General features: G+C 44.7%; 12 protein-coding genes and 1 pseudogene. 5 read left to right on the forward strand and 8 right to left on the reverse strand.

What is annotated here, in order from left to right:
* Nucleotides 1-15: 15 nt before the first annotated feature.
* Nucleotides 16-339: pseudogene (locus R7190_RS08630) on the reverse strand (IS1-like element transposase); the annotation flags it as partial.
* 394 nt (nucleotides 340-733) lie between these two features.
* Here R7190_RS08630 and R7190_RS08635 point away from each other — a divergent pair.
* Nucleotides 734-2,338, forward strand: coding sequence for a S8 family peptidase (locus tag R7190_RS08635; protein ID WP_132937018.1), 1,605 nt, complete (start codon nucleotides 734-736; stop codon nucleotides 2,336-2,338).
* Nucleotides 2,339-2,617: 279 nt separating this feature from the next.
* Here the strand turns inward: R7190_RS08635 and fabG are convergent, their stop codons facing one another.
* The 4 genes from fabG to R7190_RS08655 all read right to left on the reverse strand — a co-directional run bounded on the left by fabG (nucleotide 2,618) and on the right by R7190_RS08655 (nucleotide 6,494).
* The gene (gene fabG / locus R7190_RS08640) at nucleotides 2,618-3,337 is read right to left on the reverse strand and encodes a 3-oxoacyl-ACP reductase FabG (RefSeq protein WP_017633598.1); all 720 of its coding nucleotides are present in this window, start codon (nucleotides 3,335-3,337) and stop codon (nucleotides 2,618-2,620) included.
* Nucleotides 3,338-3,637: 300 nt separating this feature from the next.
* On the reverse strand, nucleotides 3,638-4,432 hold the full coding sequence (locus R7190_RS08645) for a metal ABC transporter permease (protein ID WP_167416166.1): 795 nt from the start codon (nucleotides 4,430-4,432) through the stop codon (nucleotides 3,638-3,640).
* 3 nt (nucleotides 4,433-4,435) lie between these two features.
* The gene (locus R7190_RS08650; RefSeq protein ID WP_186585473.1) at nucleotides 4,436-5,362 is read right to left on the reverse strand and encodes a metal ABC transporter solute-binding protein, Zn/Mn family; all 927 of its coding nucleotides are present in this window, start codon (nucleotides 5,360-5,362) and stop codon (nucleotides 4,436-4,438) included.
* Nucleotides 5,352-6,494, reverse strand: coding sequence for a hypothetical protein (locus R7190_RS08655; RefSeq protein ID WP_017633595.1), 1,143 nt, complete (start codon nucleotides 6,492-6,494; stop codon nucleotides 5,352-5,354). Before R7190_RS08655 ends, R7190_RS08650 begins: the two co-directional genes overlap by 11 nt.
* A 208-nt stretch (nucleotides 6,495-6,702) precedes the next feature.
* On the opposite strand from R7190_RS08655, the gene R7190_RS08660 reads away from it, so the two are divergent.
* A complete protein-coding gene (locus tag R7190_RS08660; RefSeq protein WP_186585475.1) occupies nucleotides 6,703-7,374 on the forward strand; it encodes a cupin domain-containing protein in 672 nt (223 codons plus the stop codon).
* Nucleotides 7,375-7,447: 73 nt separating this feature from the next.
* Here the strand turns inward: R7190_RS08660 and R7190_RS08665 are convergent, their stop codons facing one another.
* Complete coding sequence (locus R7190_RS08665) at nucleotides 7,448-7,687, reverse strand: YdcH family protein (protein ID WP_005373737.1); 240 nt, start codon at nucleotides 7,685-7,687, stop codon at nucleotides 7,448-7,450.
* Nucleotides 7,688-7,915: 228 nt separating this feature from the next.
* Between R7190_RS08665 and R7190_RS08670 the strand changes: the two genes are divergently transcribed.
* Nucleotides 7,916-8,719: an SDR family NAD(P)-dependent oxidoreductase gene (locus R7190_RS08670; protein ID WP_025767963.1), complete on the forward strand. Its 804-nt coding sequence runs from the start codon at nucleotides 7,916-7,918 to the stop codon at nucleotides 8,717-8,719.
* 77 nt (nucleotides 8,720-8,796) lie between these two features.
* Here R7190_RS08670 and R7190_RS08675 read toward each other — a convergent pair whose 3' ends face one another.
* Nucleotides 8,797-9,699 (reverse strand): LysR family transcriptional regulator, encoded by a 903-nt coding sequence (locus R7190_RS08675; RefSeq protein ID WP_017633593.1) that lies wholly within the window; start codon nucleotides 9,697-9,699, stop codon nucleotides 8,797-8,799.
* 80 nt (nucleotides 9,700-9,779) lie between these two features.
* Nucleotides 9,780-10,649 (reverse strand): AraC family transcriptional regulator, encoded by an 870-nt coding sequence (locus R7190_RS08680; RefSeq protein WP_005387011.1) that lies wholly within the window; start codon nucleotides 10,647-10,649, stop codon nucleotides 9,780-9,782.
* 125 nt (nucleotides 10,650-10,774) lie between these two features.
* Here R7190_RS08680 and R7190_RS08685 point away from each other — a divergent pair, with 125 nt between their 5' ends.
* Complete coding sequence (locus R7190_RS08685) at nucleotides 10,775-11,923, forward strand: PLP-dependent aminotransferase family protein (protein WP_017819834.1); 1,149 nt, start codon at nucleotides 10,775-10,777, stop codon at nucleotides 11,921-11,923.
* 411 nt (nucleotides 11,924-12,334) lie between these two features.
* Nucleotides 12,335-13,363 (forward strand): hypothetical protein, encoded by a 1,029-nt coding sequence (locus tag R7190_RS08690; protein WP_186585477.1) that lies wholly within the window; start codon nucleotides 12,335-12,337, stop codon nucleotides 13,361-13,363.
* Nucleotides 13,364-13,383: the final 20 nt, after the last annotated feature.

Raw genomic sequence — 13,383 nt, forward strand, 5'->3', positions numbered from 1 at the left:
CAATACAGCTAGCCTTTCAAGTTTACAAATTAGTCTTATATTTGCTTTATCGAAAGGCATTGAGGTTACTTACCTTGGCGAGATTTTTTAAAGTACTCAATACTGTGTTGTATACGACATTCAACACTTGTACTGTTTCCCTAACGCCAGAGCTATTCATTGACATATCAACAGTTTTTTCTTTTACATCTGGCTTGCGGGCTTCGTAAACGTAATCGAGTTAAAGCTCTTTCGACACTCGATACATCTGGAGCGAGGAGAGCCAGAATGCCCTTTTCCATGTTCACGAACGGGCTCTGTTTTATTACAGAAACGATATTGAACTTGGATAGTAACCATGAGTTAAAAACATCAGAAATCAGGTGGCTATATTAACATCTATCAACCGATTTGAGTTATGACCAATAAAAGGATAGTTAGGTTTTTATTGCGTAAATTATCGGTAAGATGAAGTCATATAACAGGCAATATGTCAGGTGTGTAGAATTATTCTATTTTAGGGATTTTGCTCTAAGTCTAAATGAATCTTTGCATTTCAATTTCAATAAAGCTTGGTTATTGATCATGTTTCTGAGTATGCGAATTATTATCAGTTATGCATATGATTGCTCATTGTCTAGTTTGACTTGTGTAACGTCACTTCAGCACGCACTACGCTGATTGTCTGTGTTTTCGTGTTGACAGTTTGGTACTAGGTAAAAATCAACAAGACTATGATTTCGAGGAACATTTTATGTTAAAGAAACTACTAAGTTGTTGTATCACCTCCGCACTCTGTTTTCATTCTTCTCTCGCTTTTTCGCAACCCAATGAGATTGCGGACAGTGCAGAGTTACAACAAGCTCCCGACACATTGCCTGCCACTTTGATGCTTGCACCGGACGACATCGCCATTGCAGATCGCTATATTGTGGTATTTCAACAGCCGCAAATGATGGTGAGCAATTCAACGGAATTCGAGCAATTCACGCAACAATCCGTAGACCGCATGTCTGGTTTGTATTCGATACAAGTGGAGTCGGTTTTTGACCACTCGATAAGTGGATTTGTCGCTAACTTGAGTCCTGAGCAACTAAAAGATCTGCGTTCTGATCCTCGTGTGGACTACATTGAGCAAGACAGAATCCTATCGCTTGACCCAATAGTCTCGGCAGACGCAAATCAAACCAATGCCATTTGGGGACTAGACCGAATCGACCAACGAAACTTGCCACTCGATAACAACTACAGTGCCAACTTTGATGGGACTGGGGTAACGGCTTATGTCATCGATACTGGTGTGAATAACGCGCATGTTGAGTTCGGTGGTCGCTCAGTTTCAGGGTATGACTTTGTCGATAACGATGCAGATGCAAGTGACTGTAATGGACACGGCACACACGTAGCTGGCACCATTGGCGGCAGCTTGTATGGTGTTGCGAAAAACGTCAACCTTGTCGGCGTGAGAGTATTGAGCTGTACCGGATCGGGTTCTACTTCTGGTGTTATTGCCGGTGTGGACTGGGTGGCTGCGAACGCTTCCGGACCTTCAGTCGCCAACATGAGTTTAGGCGGCGGTCAATCCGTCGCTCTGGATAGTGCGGTGCAAAGTGCGGTTCAGTCAGGTGTCAGCTTTATGCTAGCAGCAGGTAACTCCAACGCCGATGCGTGTAACTATTCTCCAGCACGCGTTGCTTCCGGAGTAACTGTCGGCTCGACCACCAGCACGGATGCACGTTCGAGTTTTTCAAACTGGGGCAGTTGTGTGGATGTGTTTGCGCCAGGCTCGCAAATCAAATCTGCGTGGTATGACGGTGGTTACAAAACCATTAGTGGTACTTCGATGGCGACGCCACATGTAGCGGGTGTAGCAGCACTGTATCTTCAAGAAAACAGTTCGTTGTCACCAAGCCAAGTGGAAGCCTTGATCGTTAGTCGCGCAACAAGCGGAAAGGTGACGGACACAAGAGGCAGCGTGAACAAGCTACTTTATAGCTTAACCGATGCTGATTGTGGTCAAGACTGTGGTGGTCCAGATCCAACACCGGACCCAGAAGGCAAGTTAACCTCGGGCGTGCCAGTGAGCGGTTTAAGTGGTTCAACTGGTCAAGTCGCGTATTACTATGTTGATGTAGAGGCGGGGCAGCGCTTAACCGTACAGATGTATGGCGGTACTGGCGATGCTGACTTGTATCTCCGTTTTGGTGCAAAACCAGCACTGAATGTATGGGAGTGCCGACCTTTCAAATACGGTAACAATGAAACATGTACGGTAAGCGCAACACAAAATGGACGCTACCACGTCATGATTCAAGGTTACTCAAACTATAGTGGTGTCAGCATTCAAGCAAGCTACTAGTTATTATTCTCGTTATTGAAAGAGAACAAAGCCCACTTTTCGGTGGGCTTTTCTTTTGGGAATACTGTGCTTAAGGATTACTGAGTTTCATAGGACACGTTCGATGCTATTCAAACGCATCAGTTTTTTGCTTCAAGAACTCAATGAGAGTGCGAACTCGAAGCGGCATCAAGGCTTTCTATTAGTAGTTAGTAGTACTCACATAAGTCGGGTTCCTCAAACAAAAACGCCCTTCATATAAGTAAAGGGCGTTTGGTATTTGACGTTTTGATTAGCGAGCTATAATACCAACCCACCGTCAATCTTGAGCACTTGGCCTGTGATGTAGGCGCTCTTGTCTGAGGTTAGGAAAGAGACGCCATTGGCGATATCTTGAACTGAGCCCATGCGCCCTAATGGGGTTTTGCCTTCCATCATTTGAATGACTTTCTCTGGCAGGTTCTTGGTCATGTCGGTGGCGATAAAGCCTGGCGCGACACAGTTGACGCGTATCTGTGCACCCTTTCTTGAAAGTTCTTTCGCCCAGCCTTTGCTCATTGAGATGACGCCGCCTTTACTTGCGCCGTAGTTGCTCTGGCCGATATTACCATCCGTTCCCACTATAGAAGAAATGCTAACAATACTGCCTGTGCCCTGCTCTAGCATGACAGGAGCAACACGTTGGGTGAGTAAGAACACCGCTTTTAGGTTCACGTCGATCACGCTGTCCCAGTCTTGCTCTAACATATCTGGCAACAATGCATCTCGAGTGATGCCCGCGTTGTTAACCAGAGCATCGATTCTTCCGTGCTGCTCTACAACACTTTCTACTACTTCACTGACGGCTTCGGCATCACACAAGTTGACTTGATAACTGCTTAGCTGCGCCGACTGACTCCATTCCACGGGAGATATGTCTAGCCCGATTACGTGGAATCCATCCTCCAGTAATTGCTCACAAATCGCTTGGCCAATACCACGAGCCGCACCAGTGACTACTGCTACTTTTTCCGGTTTCATCTTGGTCTTCCTTAAATGTTGAGATTACAAATTCGCTTGTATCCCTAGCGTTTTTTGTTTTTATGCCTAGTCGCGTTACAGCTGCGCTTCTCATACGCAGGGTCTTTTATATCTTATAAAAACTATAGAAACAGTCTGGGAGTCGGATGTGAACTAATCAAGGCAACTTGATGACTATGGCAAGATCAACGTAAGAAAGTGTGTTGGAAGGCGCAAAGTTACACGATTGGAGGACTTGGATAGAAAAGTATTGGTCTGATTAATCAAATACTACTTCATCAGACCAATATTACTTGTCTCTTAATCTCTTACAAAAGCTGGTTTTGTTATTTTCACCAGAAAAGGCTGAAGCAAGAGATTAAACAACATGCCAGCAATAAACAGGGTGATCACAATACTCGCACCACTCGGTAAGTCATAGCGAGCCGATGCGGCAATACCCGTTAATATCCCAACAATACCGATGCTGATACTGGCGACAAAGAATCGAGTTCCCTTCAATGCTGCCGCACATAAAGCTGGAATCACCAACAAAGCAAATTCTAAATAAATGCCGGTTAACTTGACCGTAATGGGCATCAGAATAGCAAAGATCAGATAAAAACCACTACCGCGCATAAACGCAGGTTTTAACCAAACTAATAGCAACATCGCAGTGGTAATGAGTGCCAAAGGCCAAACGTCTGCCCAAGTCGCCCATAACAGTTGCCCATTAAGAATGCCTTGAATAAAGTCTCCGCCGTGTGGGTCTTTACTCACCAGCAGGATCGCCAGCGATGCAGACACAACAAACAAGCTGCCAATCATGGGCTCTAAATGCTGCTGGTATCGTTTCTCCATTAAAGCAATCAAACCGCAAAGCATCAAAGACATCACCCAAGGGCCAATCATTTCGCCAAAGAATGAACCTGAGAACAGCGCGTATTGGCTCAACCAGTAGTGGCTTAGTGCTGCCCCCAATGCCGCGACTTGCGCCACCGCCAAATCAATAAAGATGATCTGACGATTAAGAACTTGCTGCCCCAGTACGATGTTGCCAACCAACGCAATTAAACCACAAAAAACCGCAGGTAAAAGCCATGCATAATCCGCCATGACTTAGATCTTCACAGGAACGGGTGGCACTAACACATCCAGTAAATCATCAATGACCTGATCGTACATCTCATCTAAGCTTTCACCCTCAGAAACGGTCAATGGCAGTTGAATCACAGGTTTGTCAGTATGATCTTGCAACCAGTTCGCTGGACGCTGATCCTGATGAGAAGAGTAAACAATCGCATCAAAACTGTCAGCATCTAACTTGGTAAGTGATTGCAGGTGAGATGTGGTCGGTGAAATGCCCGGTTTAGGTTCGAGATCGGCAATCTGCTTCATTCCGAGCCAATCGTACAAATAACGATACGTCGCGTGATAACCGACAACTTGCTTACCCTTTAAAGCAGCCCCTTTCTCATTCCATTCTTTAAGCTTTTTACGCCAATGAGCACGAAACTTCATACCATTCACTTGGTAACTTGGTGCGTTGTCGGGATCAATCGCTTTTAGGCGCTCCGTGACTTTACGAGATAATGGAATCATGTCATTTGCCGCAAATTGAACATGTGGGTTACCGTGAGCGTGTATATCTCCCATGCTACGGTCAACGTGAGCATGAGTATCTAACATGCGCACGAAGTCCGTCGCGTAGATCATGCTCGGCGCACCATTTTGCACCGCCGCATTGCTGCTACGAACTTGCAGCATAGGTAACCACCCCACCTCTAGCTCTGCGCCCGAACACATTGCCATGTCCGCTTGGCGCATCTTCGCAATCAAAGAAGGACGAGCTTGTACGTAATGTGGGTCTTGCTTAGCCGTTGTCGCTGAATAAATACTGGCATCTGGCGCGTGGCTTTCAAGAAAGGCTTTCCATTCTGGCTCACAAACGAAAATGTTTAGAGCCGAAGCAGGCGAAGCAATGATGGCAGCTCCTGCCGCCATCATCACCAAACTGCATTTATTTAATGTCAGCTTAGAACGCATGAGCACCGTGCGCTCCAAATGTCATCACGTATTGCAGAGTGAACACGTTGTCTGTCTCACTGTCTTGGTTATCAATGCGAGTGTATTGCGCACGGATAGTACCGAAGTGAGAAGAATCCCATGCGATCATCGCATCCATTTCTTTATCATTCAGCTCAGTAAAATGCATGTGGTCGCCATGTGCATGACCATCGTAGCTTTCTGCTTCGCCGTAACGTAGACCTGCTGACCAGCTTGGGTTGAAGCGATAAACACCCGAAACATAGTAAGCGCTTAAGTTGTCTGGTGACTCTGCATCGTTTTTATATTTGCTATCTACCACACCGTCTAACAGCATGTATTCAGCCGATAGCGTGAAGTTGCTGTATTTGTAATTACCGTCTGGTGCCCATTTCCAAACAAAATCAGCACCGTAAAGGTTCGCACCTGTCACTGCTGCGCCATGATGGTGATCGTGCTCATGCTCTTCTTCATGACCGTGGTCGTGATCTTCGAATTCTTTAACCTTGCCGTTTTCGTTACGCAGGTAACTTAAACCAAACTGCCAACTTGAAGATTCGGAGAAGTCACTACCAAGCTTCAGCGTCGTGGTGTACACGCCAACTTCAGAACCATCTTCGACAGAAGACATTTTGCTACCACTGAGCGCTTCTACACCAAGTTTTACATAAAGGTCGGTTGGCAACACGATGTTTGCACGTACACCATCATCGTAGTAGTGCGAGCCAAGGAAAGTACGATAAGCAATTGGACGCTCAACAAAGCTATCGGTGTGCATGTGTTGGTTGTTCAGGTAACCAAAGTCAGATAGGAATCGGCCAGCGCGCACGTTTACACCATATGGCAATGCCAAAGTTTCGATGAATGCCTCTTCAAGCTCTAATTCTGTCTCATCACCATGACTTTCAAGAACCGCGGTCAATGCGCCGTAAAACTTGTCGTCGATATTTGATGAGAAGTTTAATTCCGTATGGCCTAGACCAAAGCCTTCTTCGCGCTCAGAATTATGACGTTGGCCATCTTGGTAGTAGCCATCAACAACAACACCAATCTGTGGGTTCGATAGTGTGTCGGCAAAAACAGGGGATGCAAAAATGCTACCGATCACGAGAGACACCAATTTCTTATTCACTACTATTTCCTTTTTGTTATGTTATAACATTTAATTTTGCGATGTTATAATATAACAATTCTCATTACACAAGCAGAAATTTAAATTAGGCTCCGATTTCATGTTCGTACTCAATCCATGAATTGGGCTATCAACAAATGAATCAATTGATGTTTTTTATACGTATACTAATGAGAATTAGTAATTAAATAAGTAACGGAATTTCAATATGTTGAATATGGATTTTTCAAAAAGAATCGTGATAGATACTGCTCAACAGGAGTGGATCGCCAGCCCTTCCAAAGGTGTGTGGCGCAAACCTTTGGAACGAGAAGCCAAAGAATCAGGGCATACCACCAGCGTCGTTAAGTACGAGCCAAATTCGCAGTTTTCGACTCATCCTCACCCTCAAGGAGAAGAAATATTGGTGCTCGAGGGGGTATTCTCTGACGAATACGGTGACTATCCTGCCGGCACTTACCTTCGTAACCCTCCAGGAAGTCAACACGCACCATTTAGCAAAGAAGGCTGTGTGATTTTAGTTAAACTAAATCAGTTCGAATCTGAGGATCTTGAAACAGTTCGCATTAATACAAACCAAGCGAGCTGGCAGAGTGGTGTCGGTGGGTTGCAAGTCATGCCGCTGCATAATTTTGAGCACGAACATGTCGCATTGGTTAAATGGCCAAAAGGTAAGAAGTTTCAACCACACCGTCACTTTGGTGGTGAAGAAATTTTCGTATTGTCAGGAGAGTTTAGAGACGAGCTAGGTACCTATCCCGCTCTCTCTTGGATTCGAAGCCCACATATGAGTGAGCATTTTCCTTTTGTAGAGCAAGATACGATCATTTGGGTAAAAACTGGTCACCTGCCGCTCCAAGCTCCTGCTCAGCACTCCTAGTGTTTGCACACTTGGCATCGTCCATTGGAACTAAAATCGGCCCGCAATTTACGAGCCGATGATCATTTCGTCACTAAGAACCCATTATTCGCGAGTGGAGCCAGTCTTTGAGCTCAGCCCGGTTATGTTTTAACACGTTCATTTCGTGATCATCAATCGGGCTTCCTTGAAGTTCTAGTACGCGGATTTCCTTATCTAAAGCATTGTAGTTTTTAACGGTTTCAGCAAATGATGCATCGTTTTCGGTAAGCTGAGTAATGGTATCCAAATGTTCTGGGAATTCATGAGTTAATGAGTGATTTTCACCTAACATAGAGACCTCTTGGCTATTATTTGAGTACAAAATAGTGCCTAATTTTTGAGCACCACATGTATAACCGTAGCATCTAATGAGACGTTAATTCGTCGCACCGTCCACAAAAAGAACAACAAAGTTATTTTCAATTTTTCCTAGAAAGTGTTTTCTTTTTAGTCTCAATAGTCGAATGCAAAAGATGCCACTATGATCGTTCTATATTAACCTTCAACAATGAGAGCGATCATGCGAAAGACAATTCTAGTTACTGGATCTACTGACGGTATTGGTTTAGAAACCGCGAAAATGTTAATTAACCGTGAACAACACGTAATAATCCATGGCCGGAATATAGAGAAAGTTCAACAAGTTGAGCAAAGTTTGAGGGAGATGAAAAGTGGTAAAGTTGAAAGCCTTGTTGCTGATTTATCCTCTCCCAATGCGGTAAAACAGATAGTGATGGAGATAACAGAACGGTTCAATCATTTAGACGTCATCATTAACAATGCTGGTGTGTACGCAACACCAAATCCAAGAACTAAAGAGGGTCTTGATGTACGCTTCGCAGTCAACACCATTGCTCCCTACTTACTCACTAGAGAGCTATTGCCGTTGCTCGGAGATACGGGTCGTGTGGTTAATTTGTCTTCAGCTGCACAAACAACAGTAAACACTAGCGCTTTACTCGGTAACAAACCATTGTCAGATGGCGAAGCATATGCCCAAAGCAAATTGGCATTAACGATGTGGTCACGAGCAATCGGACTAAAGCTTAAGAACACTGGCCCTATGTTGGTATCAGTAAACCCAAAATCATTCCTAGGTAGTAAGATGGTTAAAGATGCTTATGGGGTTGCTGGTGGTGATATCCGCTTAGGAGCAGATATTCTAACTCGCGCTGCGCTATCAGAAGAGTTTGCTCAAGCGCATGGTATGTACTTCGATAATGACATTGAAGCATTCGCGCCCCCACACCCTGATGCATTAGATCAAAGCAAAACACAGCAGATAATTGATACTATTGAATTAATCTTAAGCAAACTCTATTAATAACAATTAAGAATTATCTTGAGGTTCGTTTTTATTCGGACCTTAAAAACAATGTATTCGATAAGTGAAACTTGTTATCACTTTTCCGCAAACTCCCAATAAGGTGGCGTGCCATAGTATTCAGCAAAGTAATCAATAAAGGCACGCACCTTAGGCGCAATTAAACGAGAGCTTGGGTACACAGCCCAAATCCCAGCATCCATCGCTAAAGGGTGATCTTCGAGTACTTCCACTAGCTGACCACTTTGTAATTCTTGATAAACACTCCAAACCGAGTTGATAGAAATACCTAACCCGTTTACCGTCGCGTCTCTCATCGCATCACCATTATCGGTTTTAAAACGACCAGAAGTTCTTACATTGACCATTCCATCTTTTGTATTGAATGACCAATTATTCATTCCAACTAAGTTAATACATTGATGATTCGTCAAGTCTTGGGGCTTGTTAGGTCTCCCAAATTGTTCAATATAATCTGGTGATGCAACGATAATACGACGATCTGGCGCAAGCTTTCTTGCGACCAATGAAGAATCTTTCAACTCAGCGACACGAATGGCGACATCGAAACCTCCCTCAACCAGATCAATAATGGAATCAGAAAATCGGCAGTCCACGGTTAACCCTGGGTAACGCGCCATAAAACCTTTTAATGCGGGCACAATATGCAAGCGACCAAAAGTTGCAGAGGCGGTTATACGTAATACTCCCGTTGGCGCGCTCTGCCCTGAGCCAACAGCTCCCCTTGCTGCCTCCACTGTTGCAAGGACCTCCTCCGCGTGAGGTAAAAATGCCTGCCCCTCTTCAGTTAAGGAAACTTTGCGTGTGGTGCGATGAACTAAACGAACTCCTAAGCTGTCCTCAAGTTTATTGATGTGTGCGCTAGCGACAGCAGGAGAAAGTCCAAGCTCCTGACCAGCCATGCTGATGTTGTGTGTCGAAGCCAAACGGACAAATAGCTTTACATGATCGATGTTCATTTAATTTTCAATTATTTGTAAAAAATCACCATATAGAGCTTAGCATTTTCTTCCTTACGGATAGTAAATAAATACTCCAGTTAGAAAAAGCTGATGGGCAGATAGAAGTCCAGCTCAAACGCCTCATCATGGCTGAGGAAATGGTTTTTATGATAGTGAACATAAGCGGGAGTAGAACGCTGCTTAAAGCCTGAATTCGGCAACCACTTCTCTAACACCATACTCAATTGAGGAAGAAGCTCTCCATATACCCCTGTTAAGCGAAAAACAGCATGCAAACCACCCGGAATCGTCATTTGATTCACGACACCGCGTACTTTAAGCGGCTTATCAATCGCCATACAAGCCACATAGCGACACTTATCGAGCTCGACCCAAGCGGGGTTGGAGTGATGCAAACCGTATTGAACCGAAAAGTCCCGATTCTCAGAGCTTGCCCACGCCTTCAAAATCAGCCACGCATTGCGAATGGAACGGCTATAACCCTCATGCCGCACATAAGCCGCAAAGCGTTGTGGAACCTCCATAATTTTAGGTTCTGGCAACTCGCGTTTCGCAACCCGATGATAACCCGCAGCCACTTCCGGATCTTTTAGATACGGCTTTTCTGCGACTTGTAAATCATGCTTTCGCCACGCACCAGGAGACATAGCGAACGTTGCTTTAAACGCTCGGCTAAAAGAAGATACCGAGCTAAAGCCGCACTTGTTAGCAATGTCTAACACCGATGAGCTGGTATCAAACATCAGTTGATTGGCGGCGTATTCCATTCTTGTGCGACGGATATATTGATGGACAGACTCCCCTACCACATCTTTAAAAATACGATGGAAGTGCTGTTCAGAATAGGCTGCTACATCTGCTAGCTCTTTAGCCGATAAATCTCTGCTAATGTCCTGGTGAATGTAAAACAGCACGTCATTGATTCTGGAAACTTGTTGATGGCTCACGGAGTAAACTTTCGCTTAAATAGCATAAATGGACATATTTAACAGCATAAATGGACACACCAAGCTTGGCAATTTACCTATACTATTTCTGACATAAAAAAAGACAATTACGAGAAGCACAGCACATGGAAATCGCACAGTCATTACAACAAACTAAGTCATCCTACATCCGAGAGATCCTCGCAGCAGCGAGCGATAAGAACGTCATTTCTCTTGCAGGTGGCTTGCCGGACGAAAAAACCTTCCCGATCGACTTAATGAAACCGACGCTCGAAAACCTCGCTAATATGCCAGAGGTGTTTCAATATGGCGCAACAGCAGGCTACGCCCCGCTACTTAACTTTTTGACCGATTATTACCAGCTGCCGGAATCTCATTTGGCGATGATCACAACGGGCTCTCAGCAAGGGCTAGATTTGATTGCGCGTGCGTACGTAAATCCGGGCGATAAAGTGGTGATGGAAGCACCGAGCTACCTTGGTGCTATGCAAGTATTCGGTCTAGTGCAAGCCAACATCGTGACCGTTTCACAAACCGAGTGTGGCCCAAACCTTGAAGAACTCGAACAGTGCTTTGCCACGCAGCAACCAAAAATGTTCTACGCCGTACCCGATTTTCACAACCCAACGGGCGTATGCTGGGCGCTAGAGACTCGCCAAAAAGTTGCCGAGCTTTGTATACAATACGACGTGGCGTTCATTGAAGACGCACCATACCGCGAGCTGCGTTTTTCTGGTGAAGCGCTTCCACTGGTTTCGGACTTCTGCCCACAGCACTCCATCGTATTGCGCTCTTTCTCCAAAATAGCTTCACCAGGCTTGCGTATTGGTGTAGTTACGGGCAAGAGTAGCTACCTTGAGCCACTCATCAAAATTAAACAAGGTGCCGATCTGCACTCTAGTATTCCTATGCAAGCTTTGCTGCATGGTCTACTTCAACATGACAACTTCGAAACGCACATTTCAACCATCTGTGCGCTTTACAAATCACGTTACGATGTCATGTTTGCTGAACTGCAAAAACAGCTGCCAGAAAGTTGCGTACTCAAACCCGTCGATGGTGGTATGTTCGTTTGGGTCGAGATTCCAGAATGCGACACCTTCGAACTGGCGAAAAACCTTCTCGCAAACTGGGTTGCTGTAGTGCCTAGCCCGGTCTTTTATCCAGAAGGTTCAAAGGTAAAAGCCGCTCTGCGTCTTAACTTTACCAATGCTACACCAGAAGAACTGACGACAGCTGTCTCTCGACTCGCGGATGTCCTCAACACGTTGTAATTGAACGCGAGTGTAAGAACCTGCCTTTGAGATTCAAAAAAAAGTCTCAAAGGCAGCATCAAAAAAGTTCCCAAAAAAATTTATATTTTTCCTTCAAATCAACTCTCTACAGTAAGTGCCTGTTTTCTCTTGAACCTCTCACTCATATAAAAATGAGAACTCAATCACGTATTTGATGGTTAGAAAAGTTACGTCTATCTTTCAGTCAAAGACATCAACTTCGCAGCGTTAATGCTCTCAATTTCAGACACTTTATCAATCGTGGCTTAGCGGTTGATAAACGACTAAATAAGCATCTGTGGGCATACCCACTACGAAGGGTTGACCAGAACCATTCTGAATGTCGCGAGCCAATCTTTTGATTGGCTATTACGTCAGTGAATCGCACCAAATGACAGAGGGGTTATCAGGATGAATACTCGAACCACGACAGGACTCGTCACCATCGGCTGGTCCGTTACACTTTCACTTTTTACCGCATTCGCCGTGTATGCCAATACGTCGCCAAACTGTAGTGACGTATTAGCGGGCAACACAACCGCCGCATCGCAAAAAATGATGGTTTTATTGGGCGAAGACATCACCAAATCCAACCGTATCACTACGGTGATTCCTGCCGAAAACAATCCATTTGTGACCGAAGAACTGGTTTCGGTTTCTAACGACGTATCGCCAAACGGTCGTCTTTCACAAAAGAGTTTGGAAGAGATTCGGAAAGTCCGCTCAAATCTAGAGAAAGCAGCACAGGAAGTAAGCCGATTACAGGGCACTTTTGAAGTGGCTTTAATCAGTTTGATTGATGGTTACTGCCAATTTTCTAATCATAAACGTACTCAACATGCCAAAATCGACTTTGACCATTTGGAAGGCCTCACTTTGTATTCAATCCCCGCTTTAATAGCAATGGTCGATCAGTCGTACTACATGGCAAAGAATCGAATCGCTAATGAGCAGAAACAGTTAAGCGACATTGAAAAAGAGAAACAGAGGCAGAAACAGCAAGCAACTGCGGCGGCAGCCGCTCGTTACCAAGACAGTAACGTACTTGTAAGAGTCGAGAACTTTGATGGCGCTAATGTGACATTTTCCGTTACTAACATTGGTTCACAAGGATCATTGCAACCAAATTTCAACTCGTTTAATGCATATCGCACAGAAAGTGGAGAATTAATCTACAAGTCAGAGTCTTTATTACACCTGGCGGATACTGCAGGTAACACACTTGAAACAATGGGTATCGCTGAGCTCTCATCACAAGGTGGAAGTGACATATCGATCTCTCCTGGAGAAACCCGAAAATTCGTTACTAGCATTGCTTCAGAAGTCGCGCCACATACGCAGTTGAGCTTAGAGTTTCCAGCCAAAGTGCTTAATACCGAGCGAGACTTTACATTGTCGTTTTCTGATACATCAGCGGTGGCGACAGCAAACGTTAATTAACGCAAAGTCTCCAGTATTTG

Source organism: Vibrio sp. 1078-1 (assembly GCF_033340475.1).